Source organism: Streptomyces sp. NPDC046335, assembly GCF_055587985.1.
Genome location: NZ_JBVJFF010000018.1, coordinates 25,985 through 48,319 on the forward strand (window position 1 = coordinate 25,985; position 22,335 = coordinate 48,319).

General features: G+C 72.9%; 17 protein-coding genes. 3 read left to right on the forward strand and 14 right to left on the reverse strand.

Translation table 11 applies throughout. The features are described from left to right. Window positions 1–69: 69 nt before the first annotated feature. Together ACZ6JY_RS35290 and ACZ6JY_RS35295 are read right to left on the reverse strand one after the other, a co-directional pair. The gene (locus tag ACZ6JY_RS35290) at window positions 70–2,334 is read right to left on the reverse strand and encodes a galactose-binding domain-containing protein (protein ID WP_469202693.1); all 2,265 of its coding nucleotides are present in this window, start codon (window positions 2,332–2,334) and stop codon (window positions 70–72) included. Next, complete coding sequence (locus ACZ6JY_RS35295) at window positions 2,331–3,788, reverse strand: M1 family metallopeptidase (RefSeq protein WP_469202695.1); 1,458 nt, start codon at window positions 3,786–3,788, stop codon at window positions 2,331–2,333. Before ACZ6JY_RS35295 ends, ACZ6JY_RS35290 begins: the two co-directional genes overlap by 4 nt. A gap of 272 nt (window positions 3,789–4,060) precedes the next feature. Here ACZ6JY_RS35295 and ACZ6JY_RS35300 point away from each other — a divergent pair, with 272 nt between their 5' ends. Then, window positions 4,061–6,556 carry a polysaccharide lyase 8 family protein gene (locus ACZ6JY_RS35300; protein WP_469202697.1) on the forward strand — a complete coding sequence of 832 codons (2,496 nt, stop codon included), beginning with the start codon at window positions 4,061–4,063 and terminating at the stop codon, window positions 6,554–6,556. Between the two features lie 56 nt (window positions 6,557–6,612). After that, on the forward strand, window positions 6,613–8,499 hold the full coding sequence (locus tag ACZ6JY_RS35305) for a DUF2264 domain-containing protein (protein WP_469202699.1): 1,887 nt from the start codon (window positions 6,613–6,615) through the stop codon (window positions 8,497–8,499). Window positions 8,500–8,536: 37 nt separating this feature from the next. On the opposite strand, the gene ACZ6JY_RS35310 is transcribed toward ACZ6JY_RS35305, so the two are convergent. From ACZ6JY_RS35310 to ACZ6JY_RS35345, 8 genes are all read right to left on the reverse strand, one after another. Further along, window positions 8,537–9,076: a GAF domain-containing protein gene (locus ACZ6JY_RS35310; RefSeq protein ID WP_469202701.1), complete on the reverse strand. Its 540-nt coding sequence runs from the start codon at window positions 9,074–9,076 to the stop codon at window positions 8,537–8,539. Further along, window positions 9,073–9,666, reverse strand: coding sequence for a GTP-binding protein (locus tag ACZ6JY_RS35315; protein ID WP_469202703.1), 594 nt, complete (start codon window positions 9,664–9,666; stop codon window positions 9,073–9,075). The genes ACZ6JY_RS35310 and ACZ6JY_RS35315 overlap by 4 nt, the downstream gene beginning before the upstream one ends. Then, window positions 9,644–10,015 (reverse strand): DUF742 domain-containing protein, encoded by a 372-nt coding sequence (locus ACZ6JY_RS35320; protein ID WP_447041658.1) that lies wholly within the window; start codon window positions 10,013–10,015, stop codon window positions 9,644–9,646. The genes ACZ6JY_RS35315 and ACZ6JY_RS35320 overlap by 23 nt, the downstream gene beginning before the upstream one ends. A 2-nt stretch (window positions 10,016–10,017) precedes the next feature. Beyond that, window positions 10,018–10,455 (reverse strand): roadblock/LC7 domain-containing protein, encoded by a 438-nt coding sequence (locus ACZ6JY_RS35325; RefSeq protein ID WP_469202706.1) that lies wholly within the window; start codon window positions 10,453–10,455, stop codon window positions 10,018–10,020. 116 nt (window positions 10,456–10,571) lie between these two features. Further along, entirely contained in the window at window positions 10,572–12,383 is a 1,812-nt protein-coding gene (locus tag ACZ6JY_RS35330) for an ATP-binding protein (RefSeq protein ID WP_469202708.1), read from the reverse strand. A 376-nt stretch (window positions 12,384–12,759) separates the two neighbouring features. Next, the gene (locus ACZ6JY_RS35335; protein ID WP_469202710.1) at window positions 12,760–13,974 is read right to left on the reverse strand and encodes an MBL fold metallo-hydrolase; all 1,215 of its coding nucleotides are present in this window, start codon (window positions 13,972–13,974) and stop codon (window positions 12,760–12,762) included. Window positions 13,975–14,085: 111 nt separating this feature from the next. Beyond that, window positions 14,086–14,892: an SGNH/GDSL hydrolase family protein gene (locus ACZ6JY_RS35340; protein ID WP_469202712.1), complete on the reverse strand. Its 807-nt coding sequence runs from the start codon at window positions 14,890–14,892 to the stop codon at window positions 14,086–14,088. 115 nt (window positions 14,893–15,007) lie between these two features. After that, the gene (locus ACZ6JY_RS35345; RefSeq protein WP_469202714.1) at window positions 15,008–17,089 is read right to left on the reverse strand and encodes an alpha-galactosidase; all 2,082 of its coding nucleotides are present in this window, start codon (window positions 17,087–17,089) and stop codon (window positions 15,008–15,010) included. A gap of 180 nt (window positions 17,090–17,269) precedes the next feature. On the opposite strand from ACZ6JY_RS35345, the gene ACZ6JY_RS35350 reads away from it, so the two are divergent. Continuing rightward, on the forward strand, window positions 17,270–18,067 hold the full coding sequence (locus ACZ6JY_RS35350) for a tyrosine-protein phosphatase (protein ID WP_469202716.1): 798 nt from the start codon (window positions 17,270–17,272) through the stop codon (window positions 18,065–18,067). An 18-nt stretch (window positions 18,068–18,085) separates the two neighbouring features. On the opposite strand, the gene ACZ6JY_RS35355 is transcribed toward ACZ6JY_RS35350, so the two are convergent. The 4 genes from ACZ6JY_RS35355 to dxs all read right to left on the reverse strand — a co-directional run bounded on the left by ACZ6JY_RS35355 (window position 18,086) and on the right by dxs (window position 22,328). Further along, a complete protein-coding gene (locus ACZ6JY_RS35355) occupies window positions 18,086–18,202 on the reverse strand; it encodes a DUF6126 family protein (RefSeq protein ID WP_469202924.1) in 117 nt (38 codons plus the stop codon). 50 nt (window positions 18,203–18,252) lie between these two features. Further along, entirely contained in the window at window positions 18,253–18,879 is a 627-nt protein-coding gene (locus ACZ6JY_RS35360) for a helix-turn-helix domain-containing protein (protein ID WP_469202718.1), read from the reverse strand. Window positions 18,880–18,979: 100 nt separating this feature from the next. Further along, window positions 18,980–20,365, reverse strand: a complete 1,386-nt coding sequence (locus tag ACZ6JY_RS35365) for an aspartate aminotransferase family protein (protein WP_469202720.1) — start codon at window positions 20,363–20,365, stop codon at window positions 18,980–18,982. A 16-nt stretch (window positions 20,366–20,381) separates the two neighbouring features. After that, a complete protein-coding gene (gene dxs, locus ACZ6JY_RS35370) occupies window positions 20,382–22,328 on the reverse strand; it encodes a 1-deoxy-D-xylulose-5-phosphate synthase (RefSeq protein WP_469202722.1) in 1,947 nt (648 codons plus the stop codon). Window positions 22,329–22,335 lie beyond the last annotated feature (7 nt).

Sequence of the window (22,335 nt, forward strand, 5' to 3'; positions counted from 1 at the left end):
CGGTGTCGCCGTGGGCTTGATCCCTTGTGTATCCGGCGGTGGCCGCCCGTGTCGAGGTGCCGAAAGCCCCTAGGGGTGGACGAGTACGTGGGCGAGGCCGATGCGTCCGGGGCCGGTGGCTCTGACCCGTACGTACCGGGCATCGTCGCCCTTTCCGAACTCCAGGAGGGTGGGACGCAGCGCCTTGCCCGTGACGTGCCGGGTCGTGGTCGTGGCGCCGGTGAAGTCCGCCGTCCGCGAGAGCTGGACGTCGAAGTCCGCCGTGGTCATCGAGGCGTCGTTCCAGACCTCGACCTGCCCCACGCGGCGGACCCGCCCCAGGTCCACCTGCCACCATGCGCCGGGACCGGCGAGCGTACGGCTGTCCGTCGAGGTGTCGCCGTCGATCGCGTACGAGGCCGGGGCCGTGCCGTCCGTCGTGGACTGCGAGGCCGTGCCCGCGCGGGCCAGGTCGGGGCGGAGCCGCTCGGCCCGCTGCCGGTGCGCGCCCGCGTCCGCCGCCACGGCGAGCGCCTCGGCGGGGAGCCTGTCGAGCTTCGTGTGGTTGCCTTCCATCGTCGAGCCGGTGCCGGTGAGGGCGGGCGCGTCGGTGTCGGTCCAGTTGCCGGTGGCGTGGTTGTGGACGCCGTAGTCGGCCCAGTTGGAGACCCACTTGTAGCCGACGCGGGTGATGACATTGCCCTCGACGCGGAGGAAGGAGGACTGTTCGTCCAGGTAGATGCCGTTGCCGTCGCGCTCGGTGTTGCCGTACGCCGAGCGGTTGATGTAGTTCCCCGAGATGACCGAGCCGGGCTGTGCTCCCTGGGTGTAGATCGCGCCGCCGTCGTGCTGGTCGTCCTCGACCCGCATGACGTCCGTGATGCGGTTGGCGGTGACGCGGTTGTCGCGCAGGACGGACTGCCTGGCCTCGGGCTGGTTCCAGCCCCAGCCGACGGAGATCGCCGAGTAGGGCAGTTCGCTCAGGGTGTTGTGGTCGATGTCCAGCCCGGCCTCGTACCCCGCCCAGATGCCCACCGAGTCGGTGTACTCCACTCCGCTGCGGCGCACGGTGTTGTAGGCGACGGTGTTCCGCTCCCCCGCAAGCTCCGGCCGCGGGTTCGGTTCGGTGTCGCCGATGTACGCGGCGCCCGATGAGAGGTCCGTGAAGCGGGACCGGGTGACCGAGGAGTCCTTGGTGCCCGCCTCGAGGACGACGCCCGCACCGCCCAGGTGGCTGAAATCCGCGCGGCTTACCGCCACATGGCGGCCGCCGCGCACGGTGAGGGCCGCGGCCGGCTTGGTGTAGTACCGGCCCGCGTGGTCGACGGGCCCGGTGGCTCCGGTGAGGGTGAGGCCCGCCTGGGTGCCCGCGTAGCCTTCGTCGGTGTCCGGCTGGAGGTAGGCGGCGTGGGCGAAGCCGATGCCGTCGACGCGGAGGTCTCGGGCGCCGTCGATGACCATGAGCCGCTCGGTCGCGGGGGTGACCACGCGCGCGTGGCGCGGATTCTCACCCGGGCGCGGGAGGTAGGTGACGGTACGGTCCCCGGCGTCCCACACGAACTCCCCTGGCTCGTCGAGGAGTTCGCGGGCGTTCTCGAAGTGGGCGACGCCGCGGTAGCGGGCGGAGTCGACGGTGGTGGAGTCCCAGGCCGGGCCGGTGCGGTCCGTACCGCTCGCCGCGTTGGTCCAGCACGGCCGCGCGAAGGTGAGGCGGTCGCCCTCGACGCCGCTGATCCGGCAGCGGTAGGTGCGCCAGCGCACCTTGATGACGGCTTCGGCGCCGGTCGGCCGCCGCCACTGCGCGATGCCGGTGGCCTCGGCGCCCGTCATGCCGGTCTTGGTGGCGTCACAGGTGGCGGCGGGGCAGGCCGCGCCCCGGGCGCGCACGGCACGCCGTCCGTCCACGAACAACTGGCGCGGGGTGACGCCCGCGGGGGCGGTGGCGGTCCAGGTGCCGTCCGCGTTCGCCTTCCAGCCCTCGACCGGGCGGCCGCCGGACAGCACCGGCTTCGCACCGGGGGCGGCGGCCCAGGTGACGGTGTGCCCGCCGCGCCCGGAGTCGGCGGCGCCGAGCTTCAGCGGCTCGGCCAACCGGTAGGTGCCGCCCGCCAGTTCGATACGGATGTCCCGCCCGTCGATCGCGCGGGCCGCGTCCCGTGCGGTGGTCGGGGTGCAGGGGCGGGCGGCGGTACAGGTGTCACCGCCGCCGTGCGGCGCCACGTGCAGCACGCGGGGCGCGGCCTGCTTCGGCCCCGCGCCCGCCGCGCCCATCGCGCCCGCCGCGCTCTGCGGGGTGACCACGGTGGCGAGCGTCAGCGCGACGGCGGTCGTCGCGAGAGCGGAGAGCCGTCTCATCGAGTGACCTCCCAGTCCGGGTGTCCGGGCATCGGCGGATTGTCGAGGTCGAAGAGCCAGTGCCGCAGGAAGGTGCCGACCGAGGCGTCCCCCGTGACCTCGACCGCGTTGTCGATGAAGTCCTCGGTGGAGGCGTTCTTGTGCCGGTAGCCGGTCAGCCACGCCTTCATCACGGCGTCGAAGTCGCCCTGCCCGATCCGCTGCTTCAGGGCGTACAGCGAGACCGCCGCGCCGTCGTAGATGTTGAAGCCGCCGAGCCCGGTGGGCTTTCCGGGCGGCCCGTCGCTCTTGCGGACCGCGTCGAGCTTCGCGTAGGCGGCCCTCATCTTCTCCTCGATGGGCTGGAAGCCCTTCTGGTCCGCCCACAGCGCCGCGTAGTACACAGCAGGGCCTTCGTTCAGCCAGGCGTCCTGCCAGGTGACGGGGGTGACCGAGTCGCCGAACCACTGGTGGGTCAGCTCGTGGACCATGGTCGTGGAGTAGGTGGGGCGGTCGAACCAGCCCGGGCCGAAGAGGGAGAGGGTCTGGTTCTCCAGCGCGTCGCCGTAGCCGTCCCGCACGATCTGCACGCCGTACGTGTCGAAGGGGTAGCGCACGCCGAGCGTCCGCTCCAGCCACGCCAGTTGCCCGCCGGTCTCCTCGACGATCGGGCGGTACCTCGCCTGCTGGTCCTCGGGAATGACGTGGCGCAGCGTCACGCCGTGCGGGCCGCGTCCGTAGACGTAGCTCTGCTTGTTGACGGAGATGCCGAGGAGCTCCGGCGCCATGGGTGACTTCAGGGAGAAGTCCCAGGTCCGCCGGTTGTCCGAGGCCTCGCGCCGACCGTTGAGATTGCCGTTGGCCGCGGGGGTCCAGCCCTTGGGAGCGGTGAGGTGGAAGGTCCAGGTCGCCTTGTCGGAGGGGTGGTCGTTGACCGGTGCGAAGGTGTCGGCGCGCGAGGCCTGGGCGGCCGAGGCGAAGCCGCCGTCGGACATGTGACGCCAGCCGGGGAGCCCGGCCGGCTTCGTCTTCCCGTTGCCGTGGTACGCCACCGCCACCTCGAAGGCGCGGTGGTCACGCAGGGCGCGGGCCGGGGTGACCACGAGCTCCTGCCCCGTCCTGCCGGGGACGACGGTCCAGGTGGCCGCCGCGCCGTCGACCTCGATGGAGTCGATGGCGAGCGAGTCGACGTCGAGGTTGAACGAGGAGAGGTCCTGGGTGGCTCTCGCCCGGATCCTCATGGTGGCGGCGAAGTCGTAGGTCACCGGCGTGAAGTCGAAGGAGAGGTCGTAGTGGCGGACGTCGTAGCCGCCGTTGCCGAGCGTGGGGAACAGCGGGTCTCCCACGCCGTCCGCGCCGGGCGTCGGGTGGAAGGGGTTCGCCTGGGCGGGGGCGGGAGCGGCGAGCGCGAGGGTGGCGGCCGCGGCCGCCGTCGCGATGACGGCACGAGTGGTTCGGGTCCTTTTCTCAGCCATGGGGCGGCAACGTAGTAATCGCTTACTGCCGCCGTCAACAGCCTTGCCTGATTGCGGCGCTTGGGCTTTCCCCGCGCCATCCCGCCGGTGCACTGCCGATGCGCTACCGGTGCACTGCCGATGCGCAGAAAGAACGTAGAAAGATTCCCCGCCCTCTTGCGCGCTCTAGAAACCGCTTACATGCTGTCGCCCCATCAGCACCCGTACGCCGCGCACCACCCGCACCTCGCCCTCGCGCCGCCACTCCGATGCCCTGACGTCCAGGAGTTCGCATGCCAACGCCCGAGCCGACGCCCGAGCCTGCCCCCGACCGCGGCCCCTGCGGCCCCCGCCGCCGCACGCTTCTCGCCACCGGCGCGGCCACCGCCCTCGCGGCGTCGGCCGGTGGCGGCACCGCGCGGGCCGCGGAAGGCGCGGAGGGCCCGGAAAGCGCCGCCCCGGCGGCCTCCGCCGAGGCCGGCTTCGACGCCCTGCTCGCCCGTGCCGAGACGCAACTGACCGGCGGCTCGTTCGACGCCGGGGACCCCGACTTCGCCGGGGCGCTGAAGGCTCTCGACGCCCAAGCGGCCACCTGGTGGGAGCGGCTGGACCGCACGACCGGCAGGACCGCGCTGTGGTCCGACCTCTCCCCCGCCTCGGAACCCGGCAACTTCGGCCAGAGCTACACCCGGCTGCGCACCCTCGCCACGGCCTGGGCCACGCCGGGCACCTCGCTGAGCGGCGGCGCGGAGGCCGCCGACGCCGTGCTGGACGCGCTGCGGTTCCTGCACACCACCGGCTACCGCCCCGACCGCCCCGAGTCCGGCAACTGGTGGTTCTGGGAGATCGGGTCGCCCCAGGCCCTCATGGACACCTGCGTGCTGCTGCGCGAGCGGATGCCCGCCGACGACCTGGCCGCGTACGTCAGGACGGTGGCGAGGTTCTGCCCCGACCCGGACCGCCGCACCAACTCCCCCTCACTCGCGGAGACCGGCGCCAACCGCGCGGACAAGGCCGTGATCGTGGCCCTGCGCGGACTCCTGGCCAGGGAGGCGGCCACCGTGGCGCTCGCGCGGGACGGCCTGTCCGACCTGCGGGACGACGGCCGGAACAGCCTCTTCCGGTACGTCACCTCGGGGGACGGCTTCTACGAGGACGGTTCGTTCGTGCAGCACGGCTCCGTCGCGTACACCGGCACGTACGGCAGCGTTCTGCTCGGCGGCGTCGGCCGGCTCATCGCGCTGCTCGCGGACTCGCCGTGGGCGGTCACCGACCCGAGGACGTCCGTGCTGTACGAGGCGGTGGACCGGACGTTCGCCCCCGTGGTCCTCGACGGGCTGATGATGGACGCCGTGCGCGGCCGGGCGATATCCCGGGAGAAGGCGCGCGACCACAACGACGGGGCGGCGACGGCCTCCCACATCCTCCAGCTCGCGTCCGGCGCCCCCGAGCCGTACGCCCGGCGCTGGCGGGCGCTCACCAAGGGCTGGATCCGCCGCAACCGCACCACCCCGTACACGGGCCTGGTCGGCATCCCGGCCCTGGCCCGCGCCAAGGCGGTCCTCGACGACCCGTCCGTCCCGGCCGCCGACCGGCTCACCGGACACCATGTCTTCGCCGACATGGACCGGGTGGTGCACCGCCGCCCCGGCTGGGCCCTGGCCCTCGCGCTCTCGTCGAAGCGGATCGCCGCGTACGAGGCGGGCAACGGCGAGAACCTGCACGGCTGGTACACCGGCGACGGCATGGCCTACCTGTACGACGGCGACGACCTCGGGCAGTTCGGTGACGGTTTCTGGGCCACCGTCGATCCGTACCGCCTGCCGGGCACGACCGTCGACACCCGCAGGCGCGCGGACATCGGCTCGGGCGGCGGCACCAGCACCTACCGCCCGAAGAACGCCGTGGCGGGCGGCGCTGTCCTGGACGGCCGGTACGGCGCCGCCGCCATGGAGCTGATCGCCGACGGCAGCACCCTGCGCGCCCGCAAGGCGTGGTTCTGCCTCGACAACGTGGTCGTCGCGCTCGGCGCCGGCATCGACGCGAGCGACGGCCGCCCGGTCGAGACCGTCGTCGAGAACCGCAACCTGCACGCCACCGGGCCCGCACGGCGGCTGACGGTGGACGGCCACCGACAGCCGGACCGCCAGGGCTGGTCCGCGCGGTTCGACGAGGCGCGGTGGGCGCACCTCGAAGGCACCGGCGGCTATGTCTTCCCCACGCGTCCGGGGCCCCCGGCGGACCTCGGCCTGCACGCCCTGCGCGAGGAGCGCACCGGCACCTGGCGCGAGGTCAACACGGGCGCCGACACCGGCGGCAGCACGACACCGGTCACCCGCCGCTATCTCACCCTGTGGCTGGACCACGGCACCTCCCCGGTGAACGCGTCGTACGCCTATGTCCTGCTGCCCGGCGCGAGCGCGGCGGCGACCGCGGTGTGGGCGCACGCCAGGCCCGTGCGGATCGTGGCCAACGACGCGACCGCCCAGGCCGTCGAGGCGCGCCGCTCCGGCCTGCTCGCCGCGCACTTCTGGCGGCCCGGCACCGCGGCGGGCCTCACGGTGTCAGGACCCGGCACGGTCCTGGTGCGCCGCGGGCCGCGGGGCGTCTCGGTGGCCGTCGCCGACCCGGGCCGCACGGGGAGCAGCCTCAGCGTGGAACTGCCGTTCGCCGTACGGACAGTGGTCAGGGCCGATGACACGGTGACCGTCACTCCGGGGCGCCGCCCGGTCGTCACCGTTCATGTCGGCGGCTCCCGCGGGCATACCCATACCGCCGAACTGCTGTGACGCCGACGCCCGGAGCACGGGGCCGCCCGACCAGCCCACCGAGGAGCACGGAAGCCATGCCCGCACCGCATCTGACCCTGCCGCCCACCGACCGCGTCCTGTCCCCGCTCACCGGCTGGACCAGGGCACACTGGGAGGCGCTCGCCGACCGGCAGCTCGAAGCGCTCGTCCCTTACGCGACGCCGGGCTTCGCCCAATACCGCCTGCCGGGGCGGGGCAGTTGGTCGGGCATCGTCTCGGACGGCCTCGAAGGCTACGCGCGGTCATTCCTCCTGGCCTCCTTCCGGATCGCGGGGGCGGGCGGCGAGGTGGACCCCCGACTCCTGGAACGCTACGCGGAGGGTCTGACAACGGGCACCGACCGCGGCAGCGGCGAGGCCTGGCCACAACTCACGGACTGCTCCCAGCAGATGGTGGAGGCCGCGTCGATCGCGGTCGGCCTGCACGAGACCCGCCCCTGGCTCTGGGACAAGCTCGACGCCCGGGTCCAGGAGCGGGTGGTCGACTGGCTCTCCGGCTTCGTCGGAAGCAGGACCTGGGACAACAACTGGCGGCTCTTCCAGGTGGTGTCCGAGCAGTTCCTCGCCTCGGTCGGCGCCCCGTACCGCCAAGCGGACATCGACGGCGGCCTGGACAGGATCGAGGACTGGTACCGCGGCGACGGCTGGTACAGCGACGGCGACGGGCGCAACTTCGACTACTACATCGGCTGGGCGATGCACCTGTACCCGCTGCTGTGGGCCCGGATGGCGGGCCCGGACGGCGACGGAGGGCGCGCGAAAGTCTACCGGGAGCGCCTGGCCCAGTTCCTCACCACCTACCCGCACTTCTTCGGCGCCGACGGCGCCCCCGTCCACCAGGGCCGCTCCCTCACCTACCGCTTCGCCGCCACCGCGCCCGTCTGGCTCGGCGCCCTGGCGGACTGCACCCCGCTGGCCCCCGGCCTGACGCGGCGCCTCGCCTCCGGCACCGCACGGCACTTCGTGGAGCGCGGCGTCCCCGACGAGCGGGGGCTGCTGCCGCTCGGCTGGTACGGCACGTTCCTGCCCGCCACGCAGGCCTACTCGGGCCCGGCTTCGCCGTACTGGGCGAGCAAGGGCTTCCTCGGCCTGCTGCTCCCCGCGGGACACCCGGTGTGGACCGAGCGCGAGGTCCCGCTGCCCGTCGAGGAGGCCGACCAGTACACCGCGCTCCCCGAGCCCGGCTGGCTCCTGCACGGCACCCGGCACGACGGCATCGTGCGCCTGGTCAACCACGGCAGCGACCACAACCCCCTCGAAGGCCCGGCCCAGGACGACCCGCACTACGCGAAGTTCGCCTACTCCACGGCCACCGCCCCGGAGACCGCCACGCGCGCGTGGGAGCGTTCCGTCGACGGCCACCTGGCGCTGCTCGCCCCGGACGGCACCCCCTCGCGCCGCCTGCGCATCCACCCGCTGAGCTGCGAGGGCCGCACCGCCTCCTCCCGGCACGACGCCCGACTGCCCGGCACGGACAGCGACATCCCGGTCGAGACGACGAGCGCCCTGCACGGACCCTGGGAGATCCGGGCGCACCGCCTGCGCGCCCCGCACGGCACGGCCCTGCGCGAAGGCGGCTACGCGGTGGCCGACGAGGCGCGCCCGCACGCCGAGCGCGGCCCCGGCTGGGCGCTCGCCCGTACGGCATCGGGGCTCACCAGCGCGGTGGTCGCGCTGCACGGCTGGGACGAGGAGGCCGACGTGGCCCGCGAGGTCGCCGCCAACGCGTACGGCCCGCACTCCGCGACCCCGTTCCTGACGTCCACCGGTCCCGCGGACGGCGGCGGCGTCCATGTCACGCTGGTCGCCCTGGCACGGGACGCCGTCCAGCCGCGGGCGCTGCGCGAGTCCGTCACCTGTGCGGTGGACGAGGACGGCGGCGTCCGTGTCCGGTTCCCCGACGGGGTGGAGCTGCGCCTGTGACGCCGCCCGAAGCCCGGACCGTACCGTCGGGCCGGGGTCAGATCCCGCCGTCCTCCCTCCGGTGGATCTGCCCGACCAGTTCCGCGGCCAGCGTCTTGATGGTGTCGAGGCCCGCCCTGCCCCAGCGGCGCGGCTCGACGTCGACGACGCAGACGGTGCCGAGCGCCATCCCCGTACGGTCGACGAGGGGCGCGCCGAGGTAGGAGCGGATGCCGATCTCATCGACCACGGGGTTGCCCGCGAAGCGCGGGAAGTCGCGGACGTCCTCCAGGACGAGGGCCTTGCGGCGCACCACCACGTGTGGGCAGTAGCCGTGGTCGCGGGCCATGTAGCGGCCCACCGAGCCGATCGCCCGCCCGTCGGCGGTGTGCAGGCCCGCGAAGAACTGCCGCTCCTCGTCGATGAAGTTGACCATCGCGTACGGCGCTCCGGTCAGCTCGGCGAGCCGGCCCGCGAAGGCGTCGAGGGCCGGATCGGCCCGTTGGCCGATGTCCAGTTCCCGCAGTCTGCGCACGCGCGCGGGGGCCTCCTTGTCGACGGGGGTGAGCAGCAGACGCCCGGTCGGGTCGTGCATCACGTATGGGCTCCGTAGCTCGGTGCCGGGGCGTGGGCGAGCAGGTGTTTGACGAGCGTGAGGAGCGTCTGGATGCCGGAGCTGGAGATCCGCGCGTCGCAGCGCACCACCGGCACCCGGGGGTCCAGGTCGATCGCGGAGCGCACCTCGTCGGGTTCGTAGCGGTGGGCGCCGTCGAATTCGTTGATGGCGACGATGAAGCCCATGCCGCGCTGTTCGAAGAAGTCCACGGCGGCGAAGCAGTCCTGCAGGCGGCGGGTGTCGGCGAGCACCACCGCGCCGAGCGCGCCTTCGGAGAGCTCGTCCCACATGAACCAGAACCGTTCCTGGCCCGGGGTGCCGAAGAGATACAGCACGTGTTCGGGGTCGAGCGTGATGCGTCCGAAGTCCATGGCGACGGTCGTCGTGGTCTTGTTCTCCACACCGGACAGGTCGTCGGTGCCTTCGCTGACCGTGGTGAGCAGCTCCTCGGTGCTCAGCGGGGCGATCTCGCTGACCGCGCCCACGAAAGTGGTCTTGCCGACCCCGAATCCCCCTGCGACCAAGATCTTCAGCGCGGTGGGGAAGGGGTCAGAGCTGTCGTCGTAATCCATCGAGCACTGCCTCCAACAGGGAACGGTCAGTGGGGTTGTGGTAGAAGTCCGGGGCCTTCGTGGTGAGGGCCCCGCAGTCGAGGAGATCGCTGAGGATCACTTTGGTGACGACCGCGGGCAGCTTCAGCTGGGCCGCGATCTCGGCGACGGAGGTGGGTGCCTCGCACTGGCCGAGGGCCGCGGAATGCTCTGGTCCGAGGTAGCCGAGGGGGGTCGCCCCGGTGGCCATGACCTGGGAGAGCAGGTCGAGTTGGGTGGTCGGTCTTGTCCGTCCGTTGCTGACGGTGTAGGGGCGGACGAGCCGTCCCGCCGCGTCGTCGAGCCAGGGCCCGTCATGCGGGGCCGCCATGGTCAGTGCCTCATCGGCGCGGGTTCGCCGACCGGCTGCCGGGGCGCGGTGACCAGATACGGGCGCACGCTCTTGACCAGCATCGCCATCTCGTAGCCGAGGACGGCCGCGTCGGCGTCTCTGCCCGCGAGTACGGCGAGACAGGTGCCGGAGCCCGCGGTGGAGACGAACAGGAGCGTGGAGTCCAGTTCCACGACGACCTGCCGGACGTCACCGCCGTCGCCGAAGCGGATGCCCGCGCTGCGCCCGAGCGAGTAGAGGCCCGAGGCGAGGGCGGCCATGTGGTCGGCGCTGTCGGGGTCGAGGCCGTGCACGGACTTCACGAGACCGTCGGAGGAGAGCAGGACGGCGCTGTGGGTGTGCGGCACACGCTGCACGAGGCCACTCATCAGCCAGTCGAGATCGGATACATGGCCGCCGGTCGGCGCATCGCTCGCCATGGTGGATCGACTCCTTGGGGTACGGACGTACGGAGGTCTGCCGGGGCAGAGGTGGATGGAGGCAGAGGTGGGTGGAGGCAGAGGTGACGGGGCATCGGGCGTGAGGTGCTGGTCGGTCAGCCGTCTTGTCCGCTCCCGTCGGGCGGGAGGCCGGCCTCGTACTCCCGCGGGGGGGGGTCGTGCGCGTCCTGCGCCTGCGCGAGACCGATGCCGCGCTGGAACGCGGCCATGAGGCCGGGGTCGTGGCCGACGACGTCGCTGTCGGGACGCGGCGCCGGGGAGTCCCGCAGCTGGGGCGCGATGTGTTCCTGCGCACGCCGCTTGGGCAGTTGGGGCCTGCCGACCCGCCCGCGCACGGCTCCGTTCAGCGGTGTGGGGGGCATGCCCGCGTGCTGGGCCGCCGCCTGCCGGTCCTCGGGGCGGATGCCGGGCACGGCCTCGGCGGGCGTGGGCCGCTCCCGGTGGGCGCCGCGCACGGGCAGGGGCGCGGGCGGCTCGCCCCGCGCCTTGAGCGGTACGGGCACCACGTCCTGGCGGGGCTGCCCGGCGGGGACGGGGGCGGCGGGTTCCCCGGCCGGTGCGCCATCCGGAGCCGGGGTGCCATCCGGAGCCGGGGTGCCATTCGCGGCCGGTGCGCTGTCCGGGGCCGGTGTGCCATTCGGGGCTGCCCCCAGCGCTGCCGCCCCGGTGGCCGGGCGTCGCTTGGCCGGGGCCGTGCCCTGTTCCTCGCCGAGGAGTTCCTGCGGCACGATCACCACGGCCTGGACGCCGCCGTAGATGTTGGTCTGGAGCCGGACGGCAACGCCGTGCCTGCGGGCGAGCGCGGAGACCACGAAGAGCCCGATGCGGCCGTCCTGCAGCAGGCTCGCCACGTTCACCTGGTCGGGGTCGGCGAGCAGGCGGTTCATCTTGTTCTGCTCGGTGAGGGGCATGCCGAGCCCCCGGTCCTCGACCTCCACGGCGAGGCCCGCCGTCACGAGGTTGGCGCGCAGCAGGACCTGGGTGTGCGGGGCGGAGAACACCGTGGCGTTCTCGACGAGTTCGGCGAGCAGGTGGATGACGTCGGCGACGGCGTGCCCGCGCAGGGTGCCGTCGATGGGCGGCACCAGTTTGACGCGGGAGTACTGCTCGACCTCGGCGATGGCCGAGCGCATCACCTCGGTCGTCGTGACGGGGTGGCTCCACTGGCGGCGCGAGACGGCGCCGCCGAGCACGGCGAGGTTCTCGGCGTGCCTGCGGATGCGGGTGGCGAGGTGGTCGACGTGGAAGAGGCCCTTGAGCAGCTCCGGGTCCTCGACCTGGTTCTCCAACTCGTCGAGCAGCGAGATCTCGCGGTGCACGAGCGACTGCAGGCGCCGCGCGAGGTTCACGAAGACCTCGACCTTCTGTTCGCTGCCCGCGTGGCTCGACAGCTGGGAGGCCTGCACCACGGCGGTGACCGCGACGTCCTGCGCGCGGCTCAGCTCGTCGGCGAGCAGGTCGAACTCGTCGCCGCCGGTACGGGTCCTCGGCGGCGTGCCGCGCGCGGGCGGCGGCTCGCCCCGGCGCAGCTTCTCGACGACTCCCCGCAGCTCGCTCTGGCTCTTCGCGGTGGCGCGGCGCAGCGCGCCGACCCGGTCCCGTACGGCCTTCGCGGCGCGGTCGGCGGCCACGGCGGCGACCACGATGCCGCTGAGCCCGACGAGCGCCGCGGCGGCGAGTACGGCGACCAGGACGGGGCCGGGGGCGGTGCCGGCCGAGCGCAGCGTGAACAGCACGGCCGCGCAGGCGCTGAGGCCCACGGCCACGGCGGGCAGCACCGCGATCCGCAGGAGCTGGGGCCGTATGTGGGCCTCGGGGAGTGCGGTGGCGGTACGGCCGGCCGGCTTGCCGTGCCGCCCGCCCTCACGGCGGTCTGCGCGGGTGGCCGGTGCGCGTAGGTGCGACATCTGCGTCCTCGGTACGTTGCGACGGGGGTCCGGCGGGCGGCCCGAGGCCATCCCCGCCCCGTGATCCCTGCGTCGCCCGACGGCCACACACGGTAGTCGGCAAGGCGGCCGGTCCGGTGGGCAGTTGGCAAAGACAGCGGGGCAGCGTCCCGCTCTGGTATGACGCCTCGTACAGGGGTCCGAGTCGGGTCGTACGCGGGTCCGAATCCGGGTCGTACGCCAGTTCCCCGGAAGCGCGAGCAGCGCCCCGCGGCCACGAAGCGGCGGGAGGCAGCGCACCGCCGGACCCGGACACAGAGAAGCGCTGCCCGCTCCCGAAGGAGCGGACAGCGCTGCACAAGCGGTCGGCAGGGCTACGGGCCCGCCACGCCACGCGTCAGGCGACCGGCGCGGCCTCTGCCTCCCCGGCCTGCGCGTCCCCGCTGTCCACGGCTGTGGCCCGCGGCTCGGCCGCAGGGGGCGCCTCGGTCCAGCCGCCGGGCGGTACGGCGGCGACGCCGCGCCACCAGGGCGTGTCCGGCACCGTCCGCGACCCGGGCTCGAAGGGCCGGCCGGGGCAGGGAAGAGCGATCTCGGCGCCCGCGCGGCGCGCCGCCGCGAGCGTGCCCTCGCCCGGCTCCGACCACGGGTGCGGCGCGAGGTTGAACGTCGCCCAGTGGATCGGGAGCAGCACGCCGTGCGGCTGCCCGCCCTGGAGGTCCAGGTGGGCCCGCAGGCCCTCCTCGGGGGTCATGTGGATGTCGGGCCAGAACTTCGAGTAGGCGCCGATCTGGATCATCGTGACGTCGAAGGGGCCGTGCTCGGCGCCGATGTCGCGGAAGCCGGAGAAGTAGCCCGTGTCCCCGCTGTGGAACACGCGGTGCTCGGGCCCCGCGACCACCCAGGACGCCCAGAGCGTGTGCTGCTGGTTGCGCAGGCCGCGGCCGCAGAAGTGGCGCGCGGGCGTGGCCGTCAGGGTCAGCCCGGCCACCTCCGCCGACTCGTGCCAGTCCAGCTCGCGGAGCCGGTCCGCGGGCACGCCCCAGCGCTCCAGGTGGGCGCCGACGCCGAGCGGCACCGCGAAGACCGTGCCCGTGCCGACCAGAGCCTTGATCGTGGGCAGGTCCAGGTGGTCGTAGTGGTCGTGCGAGATGACCACCACGTCGACCGGGCCGAGCGCGTCGAGGGGCACCGGTGCGGGGTGCAGGCGCTTGGGCCCCGCGAAGGAGAACGGTGAGCACCGCTCGCCCCACACCGGGTCGAAGAGGACGCGCCTGCCGTCGATCTCGGCGAGCACGCTCGAATGCCCCATCCAGGTGATCCGCAGCCCGTCGGCGGGCGGCTCGGCGAGGTCGGCGAGCGTGGTGGGGTGCACGGGCACCGTGCCCGCGGGGCCGCGGCGGACCCGCTCCTCCTTGCGGAAGTAGATCTTCGCGAACTCCAGGGTGGAACCGGACGGCCTGGTCCGCGCCCCCATGGGGTTCTGGAAGGACCCCTCGGCCACGGAGAAGTTCGGCGACCGGCGGATCCGCGCCAGCCGCGCGCCCGCCGGATCCGCACCGAAGGCGAGGGTCCGCAGTGAGCGGAGCCCGGGAATCAGGGACCGGGACACGGGACCTCCTGAAGGGGGTGGATGGACCTTCCCATTATGTCCACCGGCCGCGCCGCCACGTCGCCCGAGCCCCCGCTTCCCGGGTTCCGGCGGCGCGACGCGAGCCCGTGGCTACAGGGGCAGCAGGTCGGGGCGCTTGGCGGCCACGTGGTCGCCGGAGCTCTCGCCGCGGATGCGCCGGCCGATCCACGGCACGAGGTACTCCCGCGCCCAGTGGACGTCGTCGCGCCGCAGATCCAGCGTGCCGCGCGGCGGCAGCGGCGGCCACACCTGGTCGGGGTCGGCTGGCACCTCGAGGCCGAGCACCTGACCGGCCCGCAGCGCCACGCGCGTGTGCCCCTCGGCCGAGAGGTGCAGCCGGTCGCCGTCCCAGGCGCGGCGGTCCTGGACGGTCTTGAGGGACCACAGGTCGAGCACGGGGCAGCCGTAGCGGTCGGCGATCGCCCGGACGTGCATGTTGTACGTGGCGATCTTGCCGCGCAGATGCTTGAGGACCGCGACGCCGCGGGTGTCGAAGCCGGTCGTCACCATGACCGTGCCGACGGCCGACGTGAGGTCGGCGACGGCCCGCTCGAAGCGCTCGGCGACCTCGTCGGGGTCGGTGCCGGGGCGGATGATGTCGTTGCCGCCCGCGCAGAAGGTCACCAGGTCGGGCGAGAGCTCCTTGGCGCGGGGCAGCTGGTCCTCGACGATCTGGTCGAGGAGCTTCCCGCGCACGGCGAGGTTGGCGTACCGGAAGGTGTGCTCGGGCACCCGGTCGTCGAGCAGGACCGCGAGGCGGTCGGCCCACCCGACGAACGTGCCGTCGGGGCCGGGGTCGCCCACGCCTTCGGTGAAGCTGTCGCCGACGGCCGCGTAGGAGGTGAATACGTTGTGGTGGACGGGCTGGTGGATGAAGGTTGTCGACTCTGCGCTCACGGAGTCACATACTTCACCTTGCTAAGTGTCCTACGCCACCGTAGGGAGGGGTTGACGGGGCGTGAGATAAGCCACCGGTCAAGATTCACCCAAAGCCGGAATAAACGCCTGCTGGTCAGAGCCGCCGCAGCCGGAACACCGCCGCGTCCAGATCGCCCCTCAGCCCGGTCCGCAGCCCCCGGTGCAGCAGCACCGCTCCCCGGTGGGTCTCCCCCGTGTCCCGGCAGACGTACGACGCCTGCGGGTCGAGCCCGCGCAGCCGCAGCGGCGCCTGTTCCTCTCCGTACGCCTGGGACGGCAGCCAGGTGAGGACCACGGAGTCGTCGCCGCGCACGTACTGTACGGCGCTGAGTCCGCCCTCCGGCGGGCGCAGCCGGTAGAGGTCGCCGAGCTGCACGACGGGTCTGATCTCCTTGTAGAGACCGACCCAGTCACGGGCCTCGGCGAGCTCGCTCCCGCTCCACCGGGTGAGGTCGCCGCCGATGCCGAGCACCCCGGCCATCGCGCTCACGAACCGGAACCGCAGCGAGCTGACGCGGCCGTTGAGCTGGGTGTTGGGACTGTCGGTGACCCAGGCGGCCATCACGCGCGCCGGGTGGAGCTGGCTGAAGCCGTGCTGGATGGCGAGCCGGTCGAGCGGGTCGGTGTTGTCGGAGGTCCACACCTGGTCGGTACGGGAGAGGATGCCGAGGTCGACACGGCCGCCGCCGCCCGAGCAGGACTCGAAGGCCACGGCGGGATGCGCGGCGCGCAGCCGGTCGAGCAGGCCGTACAGGTGGTGGACATGGCCCCACGAAGGGTCGTCCGCGCCGGGCCGTCCCGCGTCGGTGAAGCTGCGGTTGAAATCCCACTTCACGTAGTCGATGGGGGCGCTGTCGAGCAGGTGGTGCAGTCGCCGGTACAGGTGTGCGCGCACGTCCTCGCGGGAGAGGTCGAGGACGAGCTGGTTGCGGAACTCCGTACGCGTACGGCCCGGTTGGTGCCGCACCCAGTCGGGGTGGGCGCGGTAGAGGTCGCTGTCGGGGTTGACCATCTCGGGCTCCACCCAGATCCCGAAGCGCATGCCGAGGCCGTGCACCTCGTCGGCGAGCGGCTTGAGCCCCTCGGGGAAGCGGTCGGGGTTCGGCGTCCAGTCGCCGAGGCCCGTCCGGTCGTCGACCCGGCCGCCGAACCACGCGTCGTCGACGACGAACAGCTCGACGCCGAGCCCCGCGGCCTTGTGCGCCAGGGTCCGCTGCTGTTCCTCGCAGATGTCGAACCCGGTGGCCTCCCAGGAGTTGTAGAGGACGGGCCGCACGGTCTCCGCGTCGGGGATGACGTGTTCGCGCTGGTAGGCGTGCCAGGCCCGGCTGGCGCCGCCGAAGCCGCCGCCGCTCCACAGCCCGGCGAACACGGGTGTGACGATGGCGGTACCGGGTTCGAGGACGGTGACCCCGGAGTCGTCGTGGCCCACGCCTCCGGTGATCTGCACGGCCCCGTCGGGCAGCCGGTGTACGGCGATGCGCCAGGATCCCGACCAGGCGAGCGCGCAGCTGAACACCTCGCCGTGTTCCTCGCCCGCCCCTTCGGCGTCGAGCGCGACCCAGGGCAGGTGCTGGTGCCCGGTGTGGCCGCGCCTGCTGCCGATGACCTGCTCGCCGTACGTGAGACCGGAGCGCGCCTGCCTCGACTCCGCGCCCCAGCGGCCGTGGAGCTGGGAGAGGCGCCAGGCGTCGCGGGCCGGCAGGGTCCAGGTCGCGGAGTCCGCGCGCAGGAGGTCGAGGGCGGGCGCGTGGACGCCGCCCTCGTGGACGAGGACGACGAACCGTTCGACGACGTCGCCGCGCAGCCGGTAGGTGAGGCTGATCCCGAGCTGGTGCAGGGTGTCGCGGAAGTGCACCTGGAGTTCGTCCTCGTCGACCGCGCTGGACGTGTACCGCCACTCCGTCCCGCACACCGTGTCGTCGCGGACGGACAGCGCGGGCCGTACGAAGCGGGGGCCGCCCTCCACGGGGTACTCCTCGCGCCCGTCGAGCGGCGACTCGAAACCGCGCTCCGGGGGCGGCGGCTCGGCGGCCAGGGCCTCGGCGTCGGGGAGCGCGATGCGCGGGCCCCAGTAGAGGTGGAGCAGCTCGTCGCGGTCCGTGAGCCGCAGTGCGTAGCTGCTGGCGGGTCCGGAGAGCAGCCAGGTGCGTCCGTCCTCGCCGACCTCGACCATCAGTCCCCCACCGAGCCCTGCCGCGAACCGAACAGAGAGACACGCATGCGCACATCGTCGGGGGCGGGCCGCGCGTCGGGCAACCGCCGTGCGGGGGTGATTGCCCGGGGAACCCATGTCGTATCGTCGAAGACGCGTTTGCCGGCGAACGACGCCGGCCGCGGAGCCCGAGGAGAGCTTGTGACGCAGCAGGTCCCGTCGACAGAGCCCGAGCTTGCCGGGGTACGCAACTTCCGCGACGTGGGCGGACTGCCGACCGTGGACGGCCGCCGGGTCCGCACGGGCCGGCTGTTCCGCAGCGGCCACCTCGCGCACGCCACCGAGGCCGACACCGTCTTCCTGACCTCACTGGGCCTGCACACGGTCTTCGACTTCCGCAACGCCGCCGACCAGCGCCTCGAAGGGCCGGACGTCGCGCTGCCCGGCGTGCGGAACGTGAACCTGCCGCTGAGCGACCCGGCCGACGGCGCCGAGTTCTGGAAGATGGTCCGCGACGGCGACCTCGACCAGCTTCGCTCGATCCTGTCCGACGGCAAGGGCGCCGAGCGGATGTCGGCCTCGTACCGGACCATCATCAAGGACCGCACCGCCGAGCACAGCCGGGTGCTGCACGCGCTCGCCGAGGACAGTGTGCCCGCGCTGATGCACTGCGCGGCGGGCAAGGACCGCGCCGGCCTCTCCATAGCCGTGACGCTCCTGGCCGTCGGGGTGGACCGCGACGCCATCGAGGCGGACTACCTGGAGTCGAACGCGGCCCACCGGCGCTACCGGGTGCGGCGTTCGAGCGACTCCCCGAGCGCGATGTCCCCCGAGGTCATGGAGCTGCTCAACCCCCTCTTCGACGCCCGCGCCGAGTACCTGGCCGCCGCGTTCGAGACGATCGAGCAGACCTGGGGCGGCACGGACGCCTACCTCACCGAGGGCCTCGGGATCTCCCCCGAGACCCGCGAGCGGCTCCGCGAGCGCCTGCTCGACTAGGGCGGGCCCGACCAGTTTCTACTGGTTGTTCGCGCCGAGTTCGAACAGCATGTAGACGAAGGCCGCGAAGACGTGGCCGACGGCGACGTAGACGATCAGGCGGACCCAGAGGGCACGGGGGAACTTCTCCTCCATGTCCTTGACCCGCGGCTCGGGCCGCTGCGATCCCTGCGGTTCCATGTCACTCATGTCGGCTCTCCCGGAGTGGGGCCGCCGAGGCACACCGCGGTGGCGGGGCTCTGCAGCAGCGTGTGGACGAAGAGGAGATCGGTGCCGTCCTGGTCGGCGGCGGCGATCCGGTGCGGGGTCAGCGAGTCGAAGTGCGCGCCGTCCCCCGGCGCGAGGATGTGCGTGGCGTCGCCCAGGCGCAGCCGCAGCCGCCCCTTCAGGACGTGCAGCCACTCCTCGCCGGGGTGGACGCGGACGATGTCGCCCTGCGCGCCGTGCGGCACGTGGACGCGCAGGGCCTGCATGGAGCGGCTGCGGCCGCCCGCCTGCCAGTAGGTCCAGCCGCCTGCCCTGCTCGGTTCCATGTCCGCCGCGCGGATGACGGAGTCCTGGTCGGCGACGGTCTCGCCGAGAAGCTCGGAGACCGTCGTACCGTAGATACGTGCGAGCGCGAGCAGCATCGGCAGCGACGGCTGGCGCTGCCCGGTCTCCAGGCGGGACAGATGGGCGGGCGAGAGCCCGGCGGTGCGGGCCGCGGCCTCCAGGGTGAGCGAGGCACGGCGCCGCAGCTCACGCAGTTGCGGCGCGACGGCGGGCAGCGCCTCGGCCGCCTGCGGCGGCTCGACGGGCTCGGCAGTGCTCATGCCTTGATTGAGCCAGAGCCTTGCCTCCCGGGCAACTTTATTGCCCGAGAGGCAAAAACGGCGGCGGAGGCTGAAGGCGGCCGGCGCGCCGACGTGGTGCCTAGCGGTTCGCGACCGCCTGTTTCACGAGCGTCCTGCCGAAGTCCCACATCAGCCCGCCCCCGCTGTGCGCCTCGTCCATCACGGCGGTGAACGCCTCGACGAAGCGGTCCACCTCCTTCTCCCCCACGGTCAGCGGCGGGATCAGCTTGATGACCTCCAGATGGTCGCCGGAGACCTGCGTGAGGATGCGGTGCTTCTGGAGCAGCGGCACGACCACCATCTGCGCGAAGAGGCCCTTGCGCGCGGCCTGGAGCATCGTCCAGCGCCCGCGCAGCTTGAGCGACCTGGGACGCCCGAACTCGATGCCGATCATGAGGCCCCGGCCCCGCACCTCGTGGAGCAGCTCGTAGCGGTCGACGAGCGCGGCGAGGCGGGACTTCAGCAGCTCCCCCGTCACGCGGGCGTTCTCCACGGTCCGCTCGTCCTCCATGACGGCGAGGACCGCGAGGCCGGCCGCCATGGCCTGCGCGTTGGAGCCGAAGCTCGCCGAGTGCACGAGCACCCGGTCCATGGACGAGTAGACCTTCTTGAAGATCCAGTCCTTGCCGAGCGTGGCGCCGACCGGCACATAGCCGCCCGACAGTGCCTTGGCGACACAGACCAGGTCCGGCTCGACGCCCTCCTCGTGCTGGTAGGCGTAGAACGCGCCGGTCCTGCCGAGGCCGGTCTGCACCTCGTCGGCGATGAGCAGCGCCTTGTGGCGGTGCAGCAGCTCCTGGGCGGCGCGCAGATAGCCGGGCGGTGCCTCCAGGACGCCCTTGCCCTGGACGGGCTCGACGATGAGCCCGGCCACGTCGCCCTTCTTGAGCTCCCGCGCCAGCGCGTCGAGGTCGCCGAGCGGGACGGCCGTGTCGGGCAGCAGCGGCGCGAAGCCGTCCCGGAATCCGCTCTCGCCGTTGACGGAGAGCGAGCCGGTGGTCAGCCCGTGGAAGGCGTGGAAGCAGTAGAGCACCCTCGGTCTCCCCGTCGCGTACCGGGCGAACTTCAGGGCGGTCTCGACGGCCTCCGTGCCGCTGTTGCCGAAGAACACCCGGTCCAGGTGCGGGCTGTGGGTGAGGAGCTGCTCGGCGAGCAGTCCCGGCAGCGGCTGGCAGTCGAAGCGGGTGAGGTCGGCGAGCGAGGCGTCCAGGACGTCGTGCAGCGCCTTGCGGACGACGGGGTGGTGCCTGCCGAGGCCCATCACACCGAAGCCGGCCAGCATGTCGAGGTAGTCGTTGCCCTCGGTGTCCCAGAAGTACGCGCCCTCGGCCCGCTCGTAGACCTTGTCGAAGCCGATGGTGCGCAGCATGCGCGGAAGCTGGTGGTTGAGGTGCTTCGCGTGCAGTTCGTACCGTTCGGCGCCCCGCTCGGCGAGGAGCCTGCCGAGGTCGAACTCCTTGGTCATGCGCTGTACTCCTTGGTCATGCGCCGCACTCCTTGCCACGGTGCTCCTTGCCGCTGCGCTGCTTGCCCGGACCCTGCTCTTCGGCCCCTGCCTCGTCCTTGCGGACCAGCGTGGCGCTGATCCGGCCCGCGATCTCGACCGGCGTGAGGCCGATGTCCGCCAGGACCTCGCCCCGCTTGGCGTGCGCGAGGAACTGCTCGGGGATGCCGAACCGCCGTACGGGTACGTCGACTTCGGCATCGCCGAGCGCGAGCGCGACCGCCGAGCCGACGCCCGCGGAGCGGCTGTTGTCCTCCACGACGGCCACGACGCGGTGGCGCGCGGCGAGCCCGGGGAGTCCGGGGTCGACCGGTTTGACCCAGCGGGGGTCGACGACGGTGCAGCGAAGGCCGCGTTCCCTCAGCAGCTCGGCGGCCTGGAGGCAGACCGGCGCCATCACGCCGACGGCCACGAGCAGCACCTCGGCGTCGGCGTCCCTGAGCAGTACGTCCAGGCCGCCGAGCCGGTCGACCGCGGGGATCGCGGGGCCCACGGACTCCTTGGGGAAGCGGATGAGGGTGGGCGCGTCGTCCACCGCGACGGCCTCCCGGAGCTGGGCGCGGAGCTGGTCGGCGTCGCGCGGCGCGGCGATCCGCAGGCCCGGCACGACCTGGAGGACCGACAGGTCCCACACGCCGTTGTGCGAGGCCCCGTCCACTCCGGTGACCCCGGCGCGGTCGAGCACGAAGGTGACCCCGCACCGGTGCAGCGCGACGTCCATCAGCACCTGGTCGAAGGCGCGGTTGAGGAAGGTCGCGTAGACCGCGACGACCGGGTGGAGGCCGCCCGTGGCAAGACCGGCGGCGGACACCGTGGCGTGCTGCTCGGCGATGCCCACGTCCCAGACCCGGTCGGGGTAGGCCTCGGCGAACTTGGAGAGGCCGACGGGGCCCGGCATGGCGGCGGTGATGGCGACGACGTCCTCGCGCTCGGCGCCGATGCGGACGATCTCGTCGCCGAACACCGAGGTCCAGGAGGGCCCGCCGGAGGGGGCGAGCGGCTCGCAGGTGAGCGGGTCCATGACGCCGACGGTGTGGAAGCGGTCGGCCTCGTCCGCGAGCGCGGGTTCATAGCCCCGGCCCTTCTCGGTGAGGCAGTGGACGATGACCGGGCCGTGGAAGCGCTTCGCGCGTCGCAGCGCCGACTCGACGGCGCCCATGTCGTGGCCGTCGATCGGCCCCACGTACTTCAGCCCCAGGTCCTCGAACATGCCCTGCGGCGCGAAGGCGTCCTTGAAGCCCTTCTTGGCGCCGTGCAGGGACTCGTAGAGCGTCTGCCCGACGAGGGGCGTGCGCTGGAGGATGTCCTTGCCCCAGGCCAGGACCTGCTCGTAGCTGTCGGTGGTGCGCAGCGTCGCGAGGTGGTCGGCGAGGCCGCCTATGGTGGGGGCGTAGGAGCGTTCGTTGTCGTTGACGACGATGATCAGCGGCCGGTTCTTCGCGGCCGCGATGTTGTTCAGCGCTTCCCAGGCCATGCCGCCGGTGAGCGCGCCGTCCCCGATGACGGCGACCACGTGGCCCCGCTCGCCGAGGACCTGGCGCGCCTTGGCGAGGCCGTCCGCCCAGCCGAGCGCGGTCGAGGCGTGGCTGTTCTCGACGATGTCGTGCTCGGACTCCTCGCGCGAGGGGTAGCCCGAGAGGCCGCCCTTGCCGCGCAGCTTGGAGAAGTCCTGCCGGCCCGTCACGAGTTTGTGCACGTAGCTCTGGTGGCCGGTGTCCCACACGATGCGGTCCACGGGTGACTCGAAGACCCGGTGCAGGGCTATCGAGAGTTCCACCACCCCCAGGTTGGGCCCGAGATGGCCGCCGGTCCTCGCGACGGCGTGCACCAGGAACTCGCGGACCTCCTCCGACAGTGTGTCGAGCTCGGCCTCGGTCAGCGCCTTGAGATCGCGCGGCCCCCGGATGGTGTCGAGAATCGTCATGCTCGGG